This window comes from Enterobacter sp. K510 (genome assembly GCF_055804875.1).
In genome coordinates this window covers 225,145-245,604 of the sequence record NZ_JBNRLQ010000006.1, presented here as the reverse complement: position 1 = coordinate 245,604, position 20,460 = coordinate 225,145, and the positions used below count along the sequence as shown (strand labels likewise).

Annotated in this window: 18 protein-coding genes and 1 other annotated feature; of the genes, 13 read left to right on the top strand and 5 right to left on the bottom strand. The window is 56.4% G+C overall.

What is annotated here, in order from left to right:
• Nucleotides 1–125 precede the first annotated feature (125 nt).
• Complete coding sequence (creA, locus tag ACQUTD_RS12640; protein ID WP_473276385.1) at nucleotides 126–599, top strand: protein CreA; 474 nt, start codon at nucleotides 126–128, stop codon at nucleotides 597–599.
• A 75-nt stretch (nucleotides 600–674) separates the two neighbouring features.
• On the opposite strand, the gene arcA is transcribed toward creA, so the two are convergent.
• Nucleotides 675–1,391: a two-component system response regulator ArcA gene (gene arcA / locus ACQUTD_RS12635; protein WP_072570462.1), complete on the bottom strand. Its 717-nt coding sequence runs from the start codon at nucleotides 1,389–1,391 to the stop codon at nucleotides 675–677.
• A gap of 95 nt (nucleotides 1,392–1,486) precedes the next feature.
• On the opposite strand from arcA, the gene yjjY reads away from it, so the two are divergent.
• The 6 genes from yjjY to thrC all read left to right on the top strand — a co-directional run bounded on the left by yjjY (nucleotide 1,487) and on the right by thrC (nucleotide 7,761).
• Nucleotides 1,487–1,627: a YjjY family protein gene (gene yjjY, locus ACQUTD_RS12630; RefSeq protein WP_088220722.1), complete on the top strand. Its 141-nt coding sequence runs from the start codon at nucleotides 1,487–1,489 to the stop codon at nucleotides 1,625–1,627.
• 400 nt (nucleotides 1,628–2,027) lie between these two features.
• Nucleotides 2,028–2,717 (top strand): tRNA/rRNA methyltransferase, encoded by a 690-nt coding sequence (locus ACQUTD_RS12625; RefSeq protein ID WP_318377615.1) that lies wholly within the window; start codon nucleotides 2,028–2,030, stop codon nucleotides 2,715–2,717.
• A 211-nt stretch (nucleotides 2,718–2,928) separates the two neighbouring features.
• Nucleotides 2,929–2,997, top strand: a complete 69-nt coding sequence (thrL, locus tag ACQUTD_RS12620; RefSeq protein WP_072570818.1) for a thr operon leader peptide — start codon at nucleotides 2,929–2,931, stop codon at nucleotides 2,995–2,997.
• Nucleotides 2,936–3,053 (top strand) — a sequence feature (Thr leader region). It overlaps the preceding gene by 62 nt.
• Nucleotides 3,054–3,077: 24 nt before the next feature.
• Entirely contained in the window at nucleotides 3,078–5,540 is a 2,463-nt protein-coding gene (gene thrA / locus ACQUTD_RS12615) for a bifunctional aspartate kinase/homoserine dehydrogenase I (RefSeq protein ID WP_473276381.1), read from the top strand.
• Between the two features lies 1 nt (nucleotide 5,541).
• Complete coding sequence (gene thrB, locus ACQUTD_RS12610) at nucleotides 5,542–6,471, top strand: homoserine kinase (RefSeq protein WP_318377613.1); 930 nt, start codon at nucleotides 5,542–5,544, stop codon at nucleotides 6,469–6,471.
• Between the two features lie 3 nt (nucleotides 6,472–6,474).
• On the top strand, nucleotides 6,475–7,761 hold the full coding sequence (gene thrC, locus ACQUTD_RS12605) for a threonine synthase (protein ID WP_473276379.1): 1,287 nt from the start codon (nucleotides 6,475–6,477) through the stop codon (nucleotides 7,759–7,761).
• A gap of 168 nt (nucleotides 7,762–7,929) precedes the next feature.
• Here thrC and yaaA read toward each other — a convergent pair whose 3' ends face one another.
• Both yaaA and ACQUTD_RS12595 read right to left on the bottom strand, forming a co-directional pair.
• Nucleotides 7,930–8,703 (bottom strand): peroxide stress protein YaaA, encoded by a 774-nt coding sequence (gene yaaA / locus ACQUTD_RS12600; RefSeq protein WP_473276378.1) that lies wholly within the window; start codon nucleotides 8,701–8,703, stop codon nucleotides 7,930–7,932.
• A 78-nt stretch (nucleotides 8,704–8,781) separates the two neighbouring features.
• Nucleotides 8,782–10,212 carry an amino acid carrier protein gene (locus ACQUTD_RS12595; RefSeq protein WP_473276376.1) on the bottom strand — a complete coding sequence of 477 codons (1,431 nt, stop codon included), beginning with the start codon at nucleotides 10,210–10,212 and terminating at the stop codon, nucleotides 8,782–8,784.
• A gap of 183 nt (nucleotides 10,213–10,395) precedes the next feature.
• Here ACQUTD_RS12595 and tal point away from each other — a divergent pair, with 183 nt between their 5' ends.
• The 3 genes from tal (at nucleotide 10,396) to ACQUTD_RS12580 (ending at nucleotide 13,481) form a co-directional block, all read left to right on the top strand.
• Nucleotides 10,396–11,349: a transaldolase gene (gene tal / locus ACQUTD_RS12590; protein WP_072570469.1), complete on the top strand. Its 954-nt coding sequence runs from the start codon at nucleotides 10,396–10,398 to the stop codon at nucleotides 11,347–11,349.
• 111 nt (nucleotides 11,350–11,460) lie between these two features.
• Nucleotides 11,461–12,048: a molybdopterin adenylyltransferase gene (mog, locus tag ACQUTD_RS12585; RefSeq protein WP_321988570.1), complete on the top strand. Its 588-nt coding sequence runs from the start codon at nucleotides 11,461–11,463 to the stop codon at nucleotides 12,046–12,048.
• A gap of 125 nt (nucleotides 12,049–12,173) precedes the next feature.
• Nucleotides 12,174–13,481, top strand: a complete 1,308-nt coding sequence (locus tag ACQUTD_RS12580; protein WP_318364097.1) for an MFS transporter — start codon at nucleotides 12,174–12,176, stop codon at nucleotides 13,479–13,481.
• 38 nt (nucleotides 13,482–13,519) lie between these two features.
• Here ACQUTD_RS12580 and ACQUTD_RS12575 read toward each other — a convergent pair whose 3' ends face one another.
• Both ACQUTD_RS12575 and satP read right to left on the bottom strand, forming a co-directional pair.
• Nucleotides 13,520–14,965, bottom strand: coding sequence for a hypothetical protein (locus ACQUTD_RS12575; protein ID WP_473276372.1), 1,446 nt, complete (start codon nucleotides 14,963–14,965; stop codon nucleotides 13,520–13,522).
• Between the two features lie 124 nt (nucleotides 14,966–15,089).
• Nucleotides 15,090–15,656, bottom strand: coding sequence for an acetate uptake transporter (gene satP, locus ACQUTD_RS12570; protein ID WP_072570473.1), 567 nt, complete (start codon nucleotides 15,654–15,656; stop codon nucleotides 15,090–15,092).
• 299 nt (nucleotides 15,657–15,955) lie between these two features.
• Between satP and dnaK the strand changes: the two genes are divergently transcribed.
• From dnaK to nhaA, 3 genes are all read left to right on the top strand, one after another.
• Nucleotides 15,956–17,872 carry a molecular chaperone DnaK gene (gene dnaK / locus ACQUTD_RS12565; protein ID WP_072570474.1) on the top strand — a complete coding sequence of 639 codons (1,917 nt, stop codon included), beginning with the start codon at nucleotides 15,956–15,958 and terminating at the stop codon, nucleotides 17,870–17,872.
• An 84-nt stretch (nucleotides 17,873–17,956) separates the two neighbouring features.
• Nucleotides 17,957–19,093: a molecular chaperone DnaJ gene (dnaJ, locus tag ACQUTD_RS12560; RefSeq protein WP_072570475.1), complete on the top strand. Its 1,137-nt coding sequence runs from the start codon at nucleotides 17,957–17,959 to the stop codon at nucleotides 19,091–19,093.
• A 174-nt stretch (nucleotides 19,094–19,267) separates the two neighbouring features.
• Nucleotides 19,268–20,431 (top strand): Na+/H+ antiporter NhaA, encoded by a 1,164-nt coding sequence (gene nhaA / locus ACQUTD_RS12555; protein ID WP_473276369.1) that lies wholly within the window; start codon nucleotides 19,268–19,270, stop codon nucleotides 20,429–20,431.
• The last annotated feature ends 29 nt before the right edge of the window (nucleotides 20,432–20,460 follow it).

Genomic DNA, 20,460 nt, shown 5'->3' with positions numbered 1-20,460 from the left:
TTTTTGCGCATAAATGCTTTTCATGGTTGAATTTATTCTGATTTTTCGTAATTCAGTGATTTATAGCTATTTTCTTCTGTAACGGACAATAATCACTCAACGTAATTTTTATCAATGGTAACAATATGAAATACAAGCGTTTGCTGCTGTGCCTGTTCCTGTGCGCTGCCGGACAGTCGGTTCAGGCTGAACAAATTGGCTCTGTAGATACGGTATTTAAAATGTTTGGCCCGGATCACAAGATCATAGTGGAAGCCTTTGACGATCCCGATGTGAAAAACGTCACCTGTTATCTGAGCCGCGCAAAAACGGGCGGTATCAAAGGCGGTCTGGGGCTGGCGGAAGATACCTCAGACGCGGCGATCTCCTGCCAGCAGGTCGGGCCGATTGAGCTGAGCGATAAGGTGAAAACCGGTAAGGCGCAGGGCGATGTGGTGTTCCAGAAACGCACCTCGCTGGTGTTCAAGAAATTGCAGGTGGTGCGTTTCTACGACGCGAAGCGCAACACGCTGGCCTACCTGACGTACTCGGATAAAGTTGTGGAAGGCTCGCCGAAAAACGCCATCAGCGCGGTGCCGATTATGCCGTGGGGTAAATAGCAGGCTGCACAGATGCCGTGGAAACGGGTCCGGATGGAGAAAAGAAAAACGGCGCATCATGCGCCGTTTTTATTCTTATTCCGCTAAATCGCCGCAGAAACGGTAACCTTCACCGTGGATGGTGGCGATAATTTCCGGCGTGTCCGGCGTTGATTCGAAATGCTTACGAATGCGACGAATGGTCACGTCAACGGTACGGTCATGCGGTTTCAGTTCGCGGCCGGTCATCTTCTTCAGCAGATCGGCGCGGGACTGGATCTTGCCCGGATTTTCGCAGAAGTGCAGCATGGCGCGGAATTCGCTACGCGGCAGCTTGTACTGCTCACCGTTAGGGCTGATCAGCGAGCGGCTGTTGATATCCAGCTCCCAGCCGTTGAACTTGTAGCTGTCAACGGTGCGACGCTCTTCGCTGATGGCGCTCAGATTCATCGTACGGGACAGCAGGTTGCGTGCACGGATGGTCAGCTCACGCGGGTTAAACGGTTTGGTGATGTAATCGTCAGCGCCGATTTCGAGGCCGAGGATTTTATCCACTTCGTTATCACGACCGGTCAGGAACATCAGGGCGACGTTCGCCTGCTCGCGCAGCTCACGTGCCAGCAACAGCCCGTTTTTACCAGGCAGGTTGATGTCCATGATCACCAGATTAATGTCATTTTCGGAGAGGATCTGATGCATCTCAGCGCCATCAGTCGCTTCAAAGACATCGTAGCCTTCTGCTTCGAAAATGCTCTTCAACGTGTTGCGTGTTACCAACTCGTCTTCAACAATAAGAATTTGCGGGGTCTGCATGTTTGCTACCTAAATTGCCAACTAAATCGAAACAGGAAGTACAAAAGTCCCTGACCTGCCTGATACATGTCGCAAATTAACATGCACGGCGTAACATGACTAAAGTACGTAATTGCGTTCTTGATGCACTTACCATCAACGTCAACAACATCATTAGCTTGGTCGTGGTTACTTTCCCTTTGGACCCGACAGTGTCAAAAACGGCTGTCATCCTAACCATTTTAACAGCAACATAACAGGCTAAGAGGTGCCAGACACCCAATAAAACTACGCTTCGTTGACATATATCAAGTTCAATTGTAGCACGTTAACACTTTGATGAAATATTCGTAGCTTTATATGAGCCGCTTTCACAATCTATCAATAAACCAACCAGTTGCAACAGTAAATTAATAAGTGTTGTGAATCCGAAAAGAGATAAGCATTTATGGCATAATTAGCCAGCATAAACAGGAGCCTGCACTGCTTCTGTTAACATAAAATCAGGTAGTCAATCTATGCAACAGTGTAGTTCTTTTTAAGCATACCGGACGCTGATTTCAGTGATTTCTGTTGCAAAAATGTAAATTTGCATCGCGTAATATCTTGGCGAAAGTGGTCTTGCAGAAGGCCAGGCGTAATAAAAGAGAGTCCCACATGCAGGTATCCATCATATTAGTTTCACCCGCCCGCGCGGAAAATGTCGGTGCGGCGGCACGCGCCATGAAGACCATGGGCTTTACCGATTTGCGCATCGTGGACAGTCGCGCGCATCTGGAGGAAGGGGCGCGCAGAGTGGCGCATGGATCCGGCGATGTGCTTGATAACGCTACGGTTTATCCAACGCTTGAAGCGGCCCTGCATGATGTGCAGTTTACCGTTGCGACCACCGCCCGCAGCCGGTCAAAATTCCATTACTACGCCACGCCTGCCGAACTGGTGCCGCTGATGCAGGAGAAAAGCCAGTGGCTCCATCACGCCGCGCTGGTGTTTGGCCGTGAAGATTCTGGCTTGACCAATGATGAGCTGGCGCTGGCGGATGTGTTAACCGGCGCGCCTATGGTGGCCGATTATCCGTCGCTCAATCTGGGGCAGGCCGTGATGGTCTATTGCTATCAGTTAACAACTTTAATGCAACAAACGGCCGTCGCGCCGGCCGTTATCAGTGACGAGAACCAGTTACGCGCTCTGCGTATACGCGCGCGGGCATTACTGGAAAAACTGGGCGTCGACGACGACATCAAAATGGTCGACTGGCTGGAACAGCGCATTGGTCTTTTTGAGCAGCGCGACACGGCAATGCTGCATCGTTTGCTGCATGATATCGAAAAAAAGCTCGCCGGTTAAAAGTTTGAGATAATGCTTTATGGCAGTCATATCGACTGCCTGATTGCCACGCTGTGGCGAATTTTCAGCAAAATCTGCGCACGAACAGCGTGAGCGTCCCGCCAGTGGAAAAGTCGCAAAATTAAAAATAAATTGACTTGGCAGGGCAGATACTTTAACCAATATAGGCATACAACACAGACAGATAATAATTACAGAGCACACAACATCCATGAAACGCATCAGCACCGTCACCATTATTACGACAACCACCATTACCACAGGTAACGGGGCGGGCTGACGCGCACAGGAAACACAGGAAAAAGCCCGCACCTTAACAGTGCGGGCTTTTTTTTCGGCTAAAGATCAAGGGGTAATTCCATGCGAGTCTTGAAGTTCGGCGGTACATCAGTGGCAAATGCAGAACGTTTTCTGCGTGTTGCCGACATCCTGGAAAGCAATGCCAGGCAGGGGCAGGTCGCCACCGTGCTGTCTGCCCCGGCTAAAATCACCAATCACCTGGTGGCGATGATTGAAAAAACCATCAGCGGTCAGGATGCCGTACCTAATATCAGCGACGCAGAGCGCATTTTTGCCGAACTTCTTCAGGGTCTTTCCGACCTCCAGCCCGATTTCCCTCTCACCCGCCTGAAAGGCGTTGTGGATCAGGAATTCGCCCAGATCAAACATGTACTGCACGGCATCAGCCTGCTTGGTCAGTGCCCGGACAGCATCAATGCCTCGATCATCTGTCGGGGTGAAAAGCTCTCTATCGCCATTATGGCTGGATTGCTGGAAGCGCGCGGTCATAAAGTGACGGTTATCGATCCGGTGGAAAAACTGCTCGCGGTCGGCCATTACCTTGAATCCACCGTCGACATCACCGAATCCACGCGCCGTATCGCCGCCAGCCGCATTCCCGCGGATCATATGGTGCTGATGGCGGGCTTTACCGCCGGTAATGAACAAGGCGAGCTGGTGGTGCTGGGGCGCAACGGCTCTGACTATTCCGCCGCGGTACTGGCCGCCTGTTTGCGCGCCGACTGTTGTGAGATCTGGACCGATGTCGACGGGGTCTATACCTGCGATCCGCGCCAGGTGCCGGACGCCCGCCTGCTGAAATCCATGTCCTATCAGGAGGCGATGGAGCTGTCGTACTTCGGCGCGAAAGTGTTACACCCGCGCACCATTACGCCCATCGCCCAGTTCCAGATCCCGTGCCTGATTAAAAATACCGGTAATCCGCAGGCCCCCGGCACGCTGATTGGCGCCAGTTCTAATGAAGACGGACTGCCGGTAAAAGGCATCTCTAACCTCAACAATATGGCGATGTTCAGCGTCTCCGGCCCCGGCATGAAAGGCATGGTCGGCATGGCGGCGCGCGTGTTCGCCACCATGTCCCGCGCCGGTATTTCGGTGGTGCTGATCACCCAGTCCTCCTCCGAATACAGCATCAGCTTCTGCGTACCTCAGGCGGACTGCGCCCGCGCCCAGCGCGCCATGGGCGAAGAGTTCTATCTGGAGCTGAAAGAAGGCCTGCTCGAACCTCTGGCGGTGATGGAGCGGCTGGCGATCATCTCCGTGGTTGGCGACGGCATGCGTACCCTGCGCGGCATTTCGGCGAAGTTCTTTGCTGCGCTGGCACGGGCGAACATTAATATTGTCGCCATTGCCCAGGGCTCTTCCGAGCGCTCCATTTCCGTGGTGGTCAGCAATGACGATGCCACCACCGGCGTGCGCGTCACGCACCAGATGCTGTTTAACACCGATCAGGTGATCGAAGTCTTTGTAGTCGGTGTCGGTGGCGTCGGCGGGGCGCTGCTGGAGCAGCTGAAGCGTCAACAGGGCTGGCTCAAGAGCAAGCATATCGATCTGCGCGTCTGCGGCGTGGCGAATTCCAAAGCGCTGCTCACCAACGTGCACGGGCTGGATCTGGAAAACTGGCAGGCTGAACTGGCGGAAGCGAAAGAGCCGTTTAACCTTGGCCGTTTGATCCGTCTGGTGAAAGAGTACCACCTGCTGAACCCGGTGATCGTCGACTGTACCTCTAACCAGGCGGTGGCCGATCAGTACGCGGATTTCCTGCGGGAAGGTTTCCATGTGGTGACGCCGAACAAAAAAGCCAACACCTCGTCGATGGCCTACTACCACGAGCTGCGCAACGCCGCCAGCAAATCGCGTCGTAAATTCCTCTACGACACCAACGTCGGCGCGGGTCTGCCGGTGATTGAGAACCTGCAAAACCTGCTTAACGCCGGTGATGAATTACAGCGTTTCTCCGGCATTCTCTCCGGGTCATTGTCCTTTATCTTCGGTAAGCTCGATGAAGGCGTGTCGCTGTCGGAAGCCACCCGCGTCGCCCGTGAAATGGGCTATACCGAACCGGATCCGCGTGACGATCTGTCGGGTATGGACGTGGCGCGCAAGCTGCTCATCCTGGCGCGCGAAACCGGACGCGAACTGGAGCTGTCTGACATCGTTATCGAACCGGTGCTGCCGGAAAGCTTCGACGCCAGTGGCGACGTGGAGAGCTTTATGGCCCGTCTGCCGGAACTGGACGATGCCTTCGCCGCACGCGTTGCGAAAGCGCGGGATGCCGGAAACGTGCTGCGCTACGTGGGCAATATTGAAGAAGATGGCGTCTGTCGGGTGAAGATCGCCGAAGTGGACGGCAACGATCCGCTGTATAAAGTGAAAAACGGCGAAAACGCGCTGGCTTTCTACAGCCACTATTATCAACCGCTGCCGCTGGTGCTGCGCGGTTACGGTGCGGGTAACGATGTGACGGCGGCGGGCGTGTTCGCCGATCTGCTGCGCACCCTGTCATGGAAGTTAGGAGTTTAACATGGTGAAAGTGTATGCCCCGGCCTCCATTGGCAACGTGAGCGTGGGGTTTGATGTTCTGGGCGCCGCGGTGTCGCCGGTCAACGGCGAGCTGCTGGGCGACTGCGTCAGCGTCGAGGCGGCGGGGGAATTCTCGCTGACCAACAAAGGGCGCTTCGTCAGCAAGCTGCCTGCCGAACCGCGTGAAAACATCGTCTATCAGTGCTGGGAACGTTTTTGCCAGGAGATCGGCAAAACCATTCCGGTGGCGATGACGCTGGAAAAAAATATGCCGATTGGCTCCGGCCTCGGCTCCAGCGCCTGCTCAGTGGTGGCCGGCCTGATGGCGATGAATGAATTCTGCGGCAAACCGCTCAGCGACGCCCGCCTGCTGGCGCTGATGGGCGAGCTGGAAGGCCGTATTTCCGGCAGTATTCACTACGATAACGTCGCGCCCTGCTTCCTGGGCGGCCTGCAGCTGATGCTGGAAGAAAACGGCATCATCAGTCAGGACGTGCCAGGCTTTGAAGAGTGGCTGTGGGTGATGGCCTATCCGGGCATTAAAGTCTCCACTGCCGAAGCGCGCGCCATCCTGCCCGCACAGTACCGCCGTCAGGATTGCATTGCGCACGGCCGCTATCTGGCGGGATTTATCCACGCCTGCCATACGCAGCAGCCTGCGCTGGCGGCGAAATTAATGAAAGATGTCATCGCTGAACCTTATCGCACCAAACTCCTGCCTGGCTTTAACGATGCCCGTCAGGCGGCGACAGAGATGGGGGCGCTGGCCTGCGGGATCTCCGGATCCGGGCCGACGATGTTTGCGGTGTGCGATAACCCGGCCACCGCGCAGCGCGTGGCAGACTGGCTCAGCCAGCATTATCTGCAAAACAACGAAGGTTTTGTCCATATTTGTCGGCTGGATACGGCTGGCGCACGCGTACTGGGATAACGAATGAAACTCTACAATCTTAAAGATCACAACGAGCAGGTCAGTTTTGCCCAGGCAATCACGCAGGGGTTAGGTAAAAATCAGGGGCTGTTCTTCCCGCACGATCTGCCGGAATTCGGCCTGACCGAAATCGATGCCATGCTGGAGATGGATTTCGTCACCCGCAGCAGCAAAATCCTCGCCGCCTTTATTGGCGATGAGATCCCGGAGGAGATCCTCGAAGCCCGCGTGCGCGCCGCCTTCGCCTTCCCGGCGCCGGTCAGCCAGGTGGAAGAGGATATCGGCTGTCTGGAGCTGTTCCACGGCCCGACGCTGGCCTTTAAAGATTTCGGCGGGCGCTTTATGGCGCAGATGCTGACGCACATCAGCGGCGACAAGCCGGTGACCATCCTGACCGCCACCTCCGGCGACACCGGCGCGGCAGTAGCCCATGCGTTTTACGGCCTCGAAAACGTGCGCGTGGTGATCCTCTACCCGCAGGGCAAAATCAGCCCGTTGCAGGAAAAATTGTTCTGCACGCTGGGCGGCAATATTGAAACCGTCGCCATTGACGGGGATTTTGATGCCTGTCAGGCGCTGGTGAAGCAGGCCTTTGACGATGAAGAACTGAAGGTGGCGCTGGGGCTTAACTCCGCCAACTCCATTAACATCAGCCGCCTGCTGGCGCAGATCTGCTATTACTTTGAAGCGGTGGCGCAGCTGCCGCAGGAAGCCCGTAACCAGCTGGTGATCTCGGTGCCGAGCGGTAACTTTGGCGATCTGACTGCCGGGCTGCTGGCAAAATCCCTCGGCCTGCCGGTGAAGCGTTTTATCGCGGCCACCAACGCCAACGACACCGTTCCGCGCTTTTTGCAGGGGGGCGAATGGTCGCCGAAAGCGACCCAGGCCACGCTGTCAAACGCCATGGACGTGAGCCAGCCAAATAACTGGCCGCGCGTGGAAGAGCTGTTCCGTCGCAAAATCTGGCGTCTTAACGAGCTGGGCTATGCGGCGGTGGACGATGAGACCACGAAGTCCACCATGCGCGAGCTGAAAGAGAAGGGCTACCTTTCTGAGCCGCATGCGGCGATAGCCTACCGCGCGCTGCGCGATCAGCTGCATCCGGGGGAATACGGTTTGTTCCTCGGCACGGCGCATCCGGCGAAATTCAAAGAGAGCGTGGAAGCGATCCTCGGCGAACCGCTGGAACTGCCGCAGGAACTGGCGGCACGCGCCGATTTACCGCAGCTGTCCCATACCCTGCCGGCGGATTTCGCGGCGCTGCGTAAGCTGATGATGGCAAGAGCGTAATGTGATGACGTTGCCCGGCGGCGCAAGCTTGCCGGGCCTACAAATCAACAACGTCCCGTCACCACCGTAGGCCCGGTAAGCGTAGCGCCACCGGGCATGTCCAGCCCAACCACCCGTAGGCCCGGTAAGCGTAGCGCCACCGGGCAGCAAGGGCATCAACGGGGGCGATTACTGCTCGCGGCGCTTAAACACTAACTCACCTTTCCCTGACATTTCTTCGTCAAACGCATAACCTTCCACCGCAAAATCCTTCAGCTGCGCCGGAGTCTTCAGGCGATTTTGAATAATGTAGCGGCTCATCAGCCCACGCGCTTTTTTGGCGTAGAAGCTGATCACCTTGAACTTACCGTTCTTCTCATCCAGGAACACCGGCTTGATGATCTCGCCGTCGAGCAGCTTCGGTTTCACCGCGCGGAAATACTCATCCGAGGCGAGGTTCACGATCACCTGATCGCCCTGCGCCGCCAGCGCCTCGTTCAGTTTTTGGGTGATGGTTTCGCCCCAGAACTGATAGAGATCGCTGCCCTGCGGGTTCTCAAGGCGGATACCCATTTCCAGGCGATAAGGCTGCATCAGATCCAGCGGACGCAGCACGCCGTATAACCCGGAGAGCATACGCAGATGCTGCTGGGCAAAATCGAAATCCTCTTCGCTGAAGGTTTCCGCCTGCAAGCCGGTATAAACGTCGCCTTTAAAGGCGAGGATCGCCTGGCGGGCATTGTCCGGAGTGAAGTCCGGCTGCCAGTCGTGAAAGCGGGTGGCGTTGAGATCGGCAAGCTTATCGCTGATGCCCATCAGCGCTTTAATTTGCGGCGCGGAGAGCTTACGCGCAACGTCAATCAGACGCTGGGAATGATCCAGTAACTCCGGCTGCGTATAGCGGGTTGTCGCCAGCGGGCTTTGGTAATCCAGCGTTTTTGCCGGTGAAATCAGAATCAGCATATCCAGTCCTTGCGGGAAATTTTGGGTGACTGTAGCAAAAAAATCACCCTGATTGATCGATTGTTGCGATTGCCGCCATTATTCGCGCGGCACCTCGTCCCAGGTGCCGGGCGCCAGCTGGCGTTCGATTTCCGGATAACGTCCGGGATTGAATACCGGCCTGATACCCAGCTTACGCTGGCGCAGATAATCGCTGGCGATAATGGTTACCACCGGCGAGAGCAGCAGCAGCGCCATCAGGTTGATCAGCGCCATTAACGCCATCACCACATCGGCGATCTGCCAGACAACCGGCAGACTCACCAGCGAACCGGCCATCACCATTGTCAGAGTCGCGGCGCGCAGCAGCCAGACGTTCTTTTTGTTATGTAGCCGCAGGAAGACGAGGTTATTTTCGGCATAGAGGTAGTTCACCACAATAGAGGTGAAGGCGAAAAGCAGAATGACAAAAGCGACAAAACCCGCCCCCCAGTTGCCGGTCAGCGACACCAGCGCGTGCTGCATCAGCTGTATGCCATCGCTGGCAGGCCGGGTGGCATATTCATCCGCCAGCAGGATCACCATTGCGCTGGCCGTACTGACCACAATGGTGTCGATCACCACGCCAATCATCTGCACGATCCCCTGCGCTGCCGGGTGAGGCGGCCAGGAGACTGCCGCCGCGGCGACGTTGGGCGTTGAGCCAAGCCCGGCCTCGTTGGAGAGCATTCCGCGCTGAAAGCCGCTGGTGATCGCCTGGCTTAAGGTATAGCCCAGCGTCCCGGCGGCGGCTTCCTCCCAGCCAAAGGCGCTTTTCACAATCAGCATGAGGATGTGCGGAAGCTGGTCGGCATGCCACAGCGTAATCAGCAGGCTGGCGCCCACCCACAGCACCGCCATCACCGGCACCACCCACTGCATCAGCCGCGCCACGCCGTGCATCCCGCGCAGAATAAACAACAAACTGAGCAGCGCCAGCACAAGGCCCGCCACGCCGCCCGGCATCGCAAAAGCAAAGTGAACGGCACCGGCTACGGCGTTCGCCTGCATGGTGTTGAAGATCAGACCGTAGGCGATCAACAGCAAAACGGAAAACAGCACGCCCAGCCAGCGCATTCCCAGCCCTCTGGCGAGATACCACGCCGGACCGCCGCGAAACTGCTGGTTCTGGTCGCGCTCTTTATACAGCTGGGAGAGGGAACATTCGGCAAAGGCGGTCGCCATGCCGATCAGCGCAGAAACCCACATCCAGAACACCGCCCCCGGTCCGCCAGCGGTGACCGCCAGCGCCACGCCGGCAAGGTTGCCGTTGCCAAAACGGGCGGCAAGGCTGACGCATAACGCCTGAAAGGAGGAGAGCCCGCCGGGCTGCGGCCTGACGCTGGTAATAAGGCTGCGTGCGAAGAGACGGATATAGCGAAACTGGATAAAACCGCTGCGAAAGGTGAACCAGATCCCTGCACCCAACAGCAGGTAGATCATCACCGATCCCCACAGTATTTCATTGATGAATAAAAAGAAATCAGGCATTCACATTCCTCTTGTTCATGCCGTTAGGCCACGCCCGCTTACCGCGCGCGGCGCTGTCGAACCGCGAGTTTATCATACTCTGCGCTTGCCAATTGACTGCGGTTGCGCTGACAGAGTGGCGTGATATTATCTGGGCAGACCGGTTACATCCCCCTAACAAGCTGTTTAAAGAGAAACACTATTATGACGGATAAATTGACCTCCCTTCGTCAGTTCACCACCGTGGTGGCCGACACTGGAGACATCGCGGCAATGAAGCTGTATCAGCCGCAGGATGCCACAACCAACCCTTCTCTGATCCTTAACGCAGCCCAGATCCCTGAATACCGCAAACTGATTGACGACGCTGTCACCTGGGCGAAAAGCCAGAGCAGCGATCGCGCGCAGCAGATCGTCGATGCTTCGGACAAATTGGCCGTCAATATCGGTCTGGAAATTCTGAAACTGATCCCGGGCCGTATCTCAACTGAAGTGGATGCGCGTCTGTCCTACGATACCGAAGCGTCTATCGCCAAAGCTAAGCGCCTGATCAAACTGTATAACGATGCGGGCATCAGCAATGACCGTATCCTGATCAAACTGGCGTCCACCTGGCAGGGTATTCGTGCCGCTGAGCAGCTGGAAAAAGAAGGTATCAACTGTAACCTGACGCTGCTGTTCTCCTTCGCGCAGGCCCGTGCCTGTGCGGAAGCGGGCGTGTTCCTGATTTCTCCGTTCGTCGGCCGTATCCTCGACTGGTACAAAGCGAATACCGATAAGAAAGAGTACGCACCGGCTGAAGATCCGGGCGTGGTTTCCGTAACGGAAATCTACGAGTACTACAAACAGCACGGCTATGAAACCGTGGTCATGGGCGCAAGCTTCCGTAACGTTGGCGAAATCGTTGAGCTGGCGGGTTGCGATCGTCTGACCATCGCTCCGGCCCTGCTGAAAGAGCTGGCGGAAAGCGAAGGCACTATCGAGCGTAAACTTTCCTTCAGCGGCGAAGTTAAAGCGCGTCCGGCACGTATCACCGAATCTGAATTCCTGTGGCAGCACAACCAGGATCCGATGGCGGTAGACAAACTGGCGGATGGTATCCGTAAGTTTGCGGTCGACCAGGAAAAACTGGAAAAAATGATCGGCGATCTGCTGTAATCCCCGAAGCGTGGCCGGGCCTCCGGTCACGCTTATCCGCTTCCCCCCTGTCTGTCCTTTTCCCCGACGTGTATTATTCCGTGATAGTGAATGACTAAAAACGGAATGACGATGGATACTTTACGCATTGGCTTAGTGTCAATTTCAGACCGCGCATCAAGCGGTGTCTATGAAGACAAAGGGTTGCCCGCGCTGGAAAGCTGGCTGACGCGCGCCCTCAAAACCCCCTTTACGCTGGAAACCCGACTGATCCCCGATGAGCAGGCGATCATCGAGCAGACGCTGTGCGAGCTGGTGGATGAGATGAGCTGTCACCTGGTGCTGACCACCGGCGGCACCGGCCCGGCGCGTCGTGACGTCACGCCGGACGCCACGCTGGCGGTCGCGGATCGCGAGATGCCCGGCTTTGGCGAGCAGATGCGCCAGATCAGCCTGCACTATGTGCCCACGGCTATCCTTTCCCGCCAGGTGGGGGTGATCCGCAAACAGGCGCTGATCCTTAACCTTCCCGGCCAGCCGAAATCCATTCAGGAAACCCTGGAAGGCGTGAAAGCCGCCGATGGCAGCCCGCTGGTGCACGGTATTTTTGCCAGTGTACCGTATTGTGTACAGCTGCTGGATGGCCCCTATGTGGAGACGCATCCGGAAGTGGTAGCAGCATTTCGTCCTAAAAGCGCAATACGCGACATAAACGGCTAAAAATAAGCCTTTTGTGACATAACCTGAGCTGCCTGTGGCGTGCTGAATTATTTACGATATAGTAATTTTTACTTTACATGCTGTATCGAAAATAACGTCAATTCACCTCTGCACAATGGTCGGTTATGTCACATTACACACGCCCTCTGAATCGTCAGGATGTCAAAACGCTCTCCCTCGCTGCCCTTGGCGGGGCGCTGGAGTTTTATGACTTCATCATCTTCGTCTTCTTTGCCGCCGTTGTCGGCGAGCTGTTTTTCCCGGCAGATATACCGGAATGGCTGCGCCAGGTGCAGACCTTCGGTATTTTCGCCGCCGGTTACCTGGCGCGTCCGCTGGGCGGCATCATCATGGCGCACTTTGGCGATCTGGTGGGGCGTAAAAAGATGTTCACCCTGAGCATCCTGCTCATGGCGATCCCGACGCTGGCGATGGGTCTGCTGCCGACCTATGCCTCCATTGGTATCGCAGCGCCGCTGTTGCTGCTGCTGATGCGCCTGTTGCAGGGGGCGGCGATTGGCGGTGAAGTGCCGGGGGCCTGGGTTTTTGTTGCCGAGCATGTGCCGGGCAACCGTATCGGTATCGCCTGCGGCACGCTGACCGCCGGGCTGACCGTCGGGATCCTGCTGGGCTCGGTGGTGGCGACGCTGGTTAACACCAGCCTGACGCCACAGGCGGTGCACGAGTACGGCTGGCGTATTCCGTTCCTGCTGGGGGGCGTGTTTGGTCTGATTGCCATGTATCTGCGCCGCTGGTTGCAGGAGACGCCCATTTTCCTCGAAATGCAGCAGCGTAAAGCGCTGGCCCAGGAGTTGCCGGTGAAGGCCGTGGTGGTCAGGCACCGGAAAGCGGTGGTGGTATCCATGCTGCTGACCTGGCTGCTGTCGGCGGGGATCGTGGTGGTGATCCTGATGTCCCCCGTCTGGCTGCAAAAACAGTATGGCCTTGCGCCTGCGCTTACCTTACAGGCCAACAGTATCGCCACCATTATGCTGTGCATCGGCTGTCTGCTGGCGGGGCTGGCAGCGGATCGCTTTGGGGCGAGCAAAACCTTTATTACCGGCAGCCTGCTGCTGGCCTGCTCAAGCTGGCTGTTTTACCACCTGGCGGGGGCGCATCCGCAGTATCTCTTCGCGCTCTATGGCCTGGTGGGGCTGTGCGTCGGCGTGGTGGGGGCGGTGCCTTATGTGATGGTGCGGGCTTTCCCCGCGGAAGTACGTTTTACCGGCATCTCCTTTTCCTACAACGTCTCTTACGCCATTTTTGGCGGCCTGACGCCGATCGCCGTCACCATGCTGATGGGCGTCTCGCCAATGGCGCCCGCGTGGTACGTGCTGGCGCTGTCGCTGGTGGGGTTAGGACTGGGCGTCTGGCTGCGCCAGGATCTGTATCATGACGATACGGTAGCGGAGCGGCCGCTTCAGCAGATGTAAAAAAATGCAGAGCCTGGCTCTGCATTTTTGTTTTACGCTCAGCGCAGGATGGTGACGTCTGAGAAGGTGAAGCGTTTTTTCTTCCCGTCTTCCTGATAGCCGATGCGGATAAACACCCGCAGATCTTCTATCCACGCGTAATCGCTGCTCATCGCTTTGCCATCGCCGCGATCGTCGGTGCAGCTCAGTTCCAGATAACGTCCGCTGAAACGCTTACTGAGCGCGGAGGCAGACTGCCACTCATCTTCCGCCCGGCACAGCTGGCTTTTCGTTTTCTCTTTCCCGGCGCTTTTGCCGTCGGCAAGCAGGGTCTGCCAGCGGTATTCACCGCCCGGCTGTGGCGGCAGACTGAAGCTGTTGTCCAGCGTCTGTCCGACCAGCGGCGCAGGATTCATCGAATCCCATTCCCGGATGTTGACGATATTAAACAGCCGCTGATACTGCGAATAAAAGGTCACATTGCCCAGCGTCAGCGTATCCAGCGCCAGGGTGGAGCCATCCGGCAGCACGTCGATGCGGGTGACGGAGGTTTCACTGGCATCATCGGCCCAGTGCTGGGTGTAGGTCAGGCGGGTGAAGGCGGGATGCTGATCGGGGCGGGTCATCGCCTGGCTGACACCCTCAGCGGCCTGTTTGCCCAGCGGATAGCGCTGAATGGGGCCAGGTTCGTTTTGCGGGAAATCCGGCGGCGTCAGCTGGTTTTCCGCAGGCGTTTTTTCCCGCGCCGCCAGCGGGCCGCTGCCGGTAAACTCATGCAGATCTTTTACGCTGCACAGGGTTTTCGCCACTTTTGCCAGCGGCGGGGCGAGCGGGGTGAATTTTGCCGCGATGGGCGTCTGGCTGTCGGTAACAAACTGCTTATCCAGCGCAAAGTGGTTAAGCGCCATGCCCTCGCCGGTTTCGCAGTTAAGCATCATCTCGTCAATTTTCATTGAGTAAGGCGCGGCGTACTTCTCGTCACGGTAAATGCGCGCGTAATCCGTGGCGAGCCGCACTTTCAGCATCCGCTCTTCACGCTGGCTGTTGTTCACATCCACATACAGGCGGTCAGCCTGTTCGTCGGCGGAGGATAGCCCCGCCCAGCGCGGTTCCGGCACATTTTTCTGGCACACGTCCAGCTCGGTTTTGGTGGCGAACAGGCTGTCAGCATCAGGTTCAAAGGGAACGCCCGGCGTATAACGGGAAATGGAATTCATGCCATAGACGCGCAGAGAGGGGCGGGATTTTGCCTGCACGTCCATAAACAGCAACGTCTTTTGCTGTGTGCGGCAGTCAATATTCATCCACATATCATTGGCGTCGCCGCTCGCCAGCGAGACGCGAAAAATAGCGTTAATGGTATCGCCCATGCGCACGGTGCTGCCGGGTAGCCATTCAACATTGGTGACGGCGGGAGCGGGTGGCATGGGGATCGCCCGCGCCGGTGCTGTCGCTATCAGCCCCAGAGAGAGTAACCCCAACGGAAGGGGAGATAACCGCATCATCGGCAGTCCTTGTTAAAAAGAAAGAGCTGATGAAAATACCGCATTTTTGCGCGGCAGGACAATGACGCGGCGCGAGGGCAAAAAAAATGCAGAGCCAGGCTCTGCATTTTAATAAGCAGGGAGATTAGCGCTTTTCACCAATTGGCAGCACGGTGCGGCCAAATTGTTCGTTCAGGACTTCACCCATCGCCAGGTAAATGGCGCTTGCGCCGCAGACCAGGCCAATCCAGCCAGCAATATGCACAATGCTTTCGTTGTCCGCCAGGTGACCGGCGCACAGCAGGGCAAACAGCACGGTCAGGCTCAGGAATACGAACTGCAGCATGCGCGGGCCTTTCAGCGTACCGAAGAACATAAACAGGGTGAACACGCCCCAGATGCCCAGATACACGCCGAGGAAATGGCCGTCAGCCGCAGCCGCCAGACCCATTTTCGGCAGCAGCAGAATGGCGACCAGCGTCAGCCAGAAAGAGCCGTAAGAGGTAAAGGCGGTTAAACCAAAGGTATTGCCTTTTTTAAATTCCAGCAGACCTGCAAAAATCTGCGCGATACCGCCGTAGAAAATACCCATCGCCAGGATCACGCCATCCAGCGGGAACATACCAATATTGTGCAGGTTGAGCAGAATAGTGGTCATGCCGAAGCCCATTAAGCCCAGCGGTGCCGGATTAGCCAACTTAGTGTCGCCCATAAGTCCTCAAGGAAAAAATCATCATTAAAATGGTGAAAGTAAAAGCCCACGCCAGGGATAGAGGAGGCGGGGCGCGGCATCATAATGAGCGGCGGTCACGGTGTCTATGATCTGAACAGGGTGAAATTAAAAAATTTTTTAGCCGCCCCCCTTGATGCCTTCCTTTACGACCCCATCTTGTAGTCAACCGAAGTGAGTGGATCTGAAAAAAACACTCAGGGGGCAGTTGAAAGCCATTCATTTGCCCTTATTACAGATCCACAACCACATGATGACGAATTTTTAGTGGAGACGTTTAGATGGGTAAAATTATTGGTATCGACCTGGGTACAACCAACTCTTGTGTAGCGATTATGGACGGCACCACTGCACGTGTGCTGGAGAACGCCGAGGGCGATCGCACCACGCCTTCTATCATTGCTTATACTCAGGACGGTGAAACTCTCGTTGGTCAGCCGGCTAAACGTCAGGCCGTGACAAACCCGCAAAATACCCTTTTTGCGATTAAACGCCTGATCGGTCGCCGCTTCCAGGACGAAGAAGTTCAGCGTGACGTGTCCATCATGCCGTACAAAATCATTGCTGCCGATAACGGCGATGCCTGGCTTGATGTGAAAGGCACCAAAACCGCACCGCCGCAGATCTCTGCTGAAGTGCTGAAAAAAATGAAGAAAACGGCGGAAGATTATCTGGGCGAACCAGTAACTGAAGCGGTTATCACTGTTCCGGCTTACTTTAACGATGCGCAGCGTCAGGCGACCAAAGACGCCGGCCGTATCGCGGGCCTGGAAGTAAAACGTATCATCAACGAACCGACCGCTGCGGCGCTGGCTTACGGCCTCGACAAAGAAGTGGGCAACCGTACTATCGCGGTTTATGACCTGGGCGGCGGTACTTTCGATATCTCCATTATCGAAATCGACGAAGTTGACGGCGAAAAAACCTTCGAAGTTCTGGCAACCAACGGTGATACTCACCTCGGTGGTGAAGACTTCGACAGCCGCATGATCAACTACCTCGTTGAAGAATTTAAGAAAGACCAGGGCATTGACCTGCGTAACGACCCGCTGGCCATGCAGCGTCTGAAAGAAGCGGCAGAAAAAGCGAAAATCGAGCTGTCTTCCGCACAGCAGACCGACGTGAACCTGCCGTACATCACCGCAGACGCCACCGGTCCGAAACACATGAACATCAAAGTGACTCGCGCGAAACTGGAAAGCCTGGTCGAAGACCTGGTGAACCGTTCCATCGAGCCGCTGAAAGTGGCGCTGCAGGACGCTGGCCTGTCTGTTTCTGACATCAACGACGTGATCCTGGTCGGTGGTCAGACTCGTATGCCAATGGTTCAGAAGAAAGTGGCTGAGTTCTTCGGCAAAGAGCCGCGTAAAGACGTTAACCCGGACGAAGCAGTGGCAATCGGTGCTGCGGTTCAGGGCGGCGTGCTGACCGGTGAAGTGAAAGACGTTCTGCTGCTGGACGTTACCCCGCTGTCGCTGGGTATCGAAACCATGGGCGGCGTGATGACTCCGCTGATCAGCAAGAACACCACTATCCCGACCAAGCACAGCCAGGTGTTCTCGACGGCGGAAGATAACCAGTCTGCGGTAACTATCCACGTGATTCAGGGTGAGCGTAAACGCGCTTCCGATAACAAATCACTGGGTCAGTTCAACCTCGACGGTATCAACCCGGCGCCGCGCGGTATGCCGCAGATCGAAGTGACCTTCGACATCGATGCCGACGGTATCCTGCACGTTTCCGCGAAAGACAAAAACAGCGGCAAAGAGCAGAAAATCACCATCAAGGCATCTTCTGGTCTGAACGAAGAAGAAATCCAGAAAATGGTGCGCGATGCTGAAGCGAACGCGGAATCTGACCGTAAGTTCGAAGAGCTGGTACAGACCCGCAACCAGGGCGACCATCTGCTGCACAGCACCCGTAAGCAGGTTGAAGAAGCAGGCGATCAGCTGCCGGCTGACGACAAAACCGCTATCGAGTCTGCGCTGAGCGCGCTGGAAACTTCTCTGAAAGGCGAAGATAAAGCCGACATCGAAGCGAAAATGCAGGCGCTGGCCCAGGCTTCTCAGAAGCTGATGGAAATCGCTCAGCAGCAGCATGCACAGCAGCAGGCGGGCGGTGCTGACGCTTCTGCGAACCATGGCAAAGATGACGACGTTGTCGACGCTGAGTTCGAAGAAGTTAAAGACAAAAAATAATCGCCCTTTGAACGGGTAAATACTGGCACGGGCGAAGAGGTTTCCTCTCCGCCCGTGCACGCATGTGAGGGGCAGAAAAAAAAGATGGCAAAGCAAGATTATTACGAGATTTTAGGCGTTTCCAAATCAGCGGAAGAGCGTGAAATCAAAAAGGCGTACAAACGCCTGGCCATGAAATTTCACCCGGACCGCAACCAGGGCGATAAAGAGGCCGAAGCCAAATTCAAAGAAATTAAAGAAGCCTACGAAGTCCTCACTGATGCCCAGAAACGTGCCGCTTACGACCAGTACGGCCATGCTGCGTTTGAACAGGGCGGCATGGGTGGCGGCGGTGGTTTTGGCGGCGGCGGAGCCGACTTCAGCGATATTTTCGGCGACGTGTTTGGCGATATTTTCGGTGGTGGTCGCGGGCGTCAACGGGCGTCGCGTGGGGCTGATTTACGTTACAACATGGAGCTGACGCTCGAAGAAGCCGTTCGTGGCGTTACCAAAGAGATCCGCATTCCGACGCTGGAAGAGTGTGACGTTTGCCACGGCAGCGGCGCGAAAGTGGGGACGCAACCGCAGACCTGTCCGACCTGTCATGGTTCCGGTCAGGTGCAGATGCGCCAGGGCTTCTTTGCGGTGCAGCAGGCGTGTCCGCACTGTCAGGGCCGCGGTTCGATCATTAAAGATCCGTGCAACAAATGCCACGGTCATGGCCGCGTAGAGAAGAGCAAAACCCTGTCGGTTAAAATCCCGGCGGGTGTCGATACCGGCGATCGCATTCGTCTGTCCGGCGAAGGTGAAGCAGGTGAGCACGGCGCACCGGCAGGCGATCTGTACGTTCAGGTGCAGGTGAAACAGCACCCGATCTTCGAACGTGAAGGCAATAACCTGTACTGTGAAGTGCCGATCAACTTTGCGATGGCTGCGCTTGGCGGCGAAATCGAAGTGCCGACGCTGGATGGCCGCGTGAAGCTGAAAGTGCCCCATGAAACGCAGACCGGTAAACTGTTCCGTATGCGCGGCAAGGGCGTGAAATCCGTGCGCGGCGGCGCGCAGGGCGATCTGTTATGCCGCGTGGTGGTGGAAACCCCGGTGGGCCTGAACGAGAAGCAGAAACAGCTGCTGAAAGATCTGCAGGACAGCTTTGGTGGGCCGACGGGCGAACACAACAGCCCGCGCTCCAAAAGCTTCTTCGACGGCGTGAAAAAGTTCTTTGACGATTTGACCCGTTAATCCGAAGACGGCTGTCTTTGCACAAAACCGATACCTTTTACCGGGTATCGGTTTTTTTATTGCTTCAATACTCGGGAAAACTGAGTTATTGGTCAGTGATAATCTGCTTTTATCGAACCTTCATTCTCTTTAAGATGGCCCCACATGTGCTTCGTTGTCGGAGAGAAAAGAATAATGAAGGTCTTACATCGTTTTATTAACAGCGACGCCTCTGGTGGCGTTACGCTGATCGTTGCTGCCCTGCTGGCGATGATCATGGCAAACCTCGACGCGACCAGCGGCCTGTATCGTGATTTTCTCAGCATCCCGGTGGAGTTAACCGTTGGATCCCTTGAGATTCATAAAGATATGCTGCTGTGGATCAACGACGCCCTGATGGCCGTCTTCTTCCTGGCCATTGGCCTGGAAGTGAAAAGCGAACTGGTGCAGGGATCGCTGGCGACGCGCCAGCAGGCCGCTTTTCCGGTCATCGCCGCTTTAGGCGGTATGGTACTGCCTGCGCTTATCTACCTGCTGTTTAACGTTCACGATCCCATTGCCCGTCACGGCTGGGCGATCCCTACCGCCACCGATATTGCTTTTGCCCTGGGCGTGCTGGCGTTACTGGGGAACCGCATTCCGGTGGCGCTGAAGATTTTCCTGATGGCGCTGGCGATTATCGATGACCTGGGCGCGATCCTGATCATCGCACTGTTCTACACCAGCCAGCTGTCGATGCTGTCGCTGGGCGTGGCGGCCGCGGCGATAGTGGTGCTGGCGCTGCTCAATGCCCTGAACGTGCGGCGGACGGGGATTTATATTCTCGTGGGACTGGTGCTGTGGACGGCGGTGCTGAAGTCCGGCGTGCACGCGACTATCGCCGGGGTGATCATCGGCTTCTTTATCCCGCTGAAGGAAAAAGACGGCGTCTCACCGGCAAAAAATCTGGAGCACGTGCTGAGCCCCTGGGTGAGCTGGCTGATCCTGCCGCTGTTTGCCTTTGCCAATGCGGGCGTTTCGCTTGCGGGCGTGACGCCGACCAGCCTGGCCTCCATGCTGCCGCTGGGTATTATTGCCGGTCTGTTTATCGGCAAGCCGCTCGGTATTACCCTCTTTACCTGGCTTGCGCTGCGCCTGAAGCTGGCGAAACTGCCGCACGGCACGGCGTTCAACCAGATTATGGCCGTGGGCGTGCTGTGCGGGATTGGCTTCACCATGTCTATCTTTATCACCACGCTCGCCTTTGCCGAGCTGGAGCCGGAGCTGGTGGACCTGGCGAAGCTGGGGATCCTGCTCGGGTCGTTGGTCTCCGCCGTGGTGGGCTACGTCCTGCTGCGCTCGCGGTTAAAGCCCGTATAACCGACAAATGCAGGCTGCCCTGAGCAGCC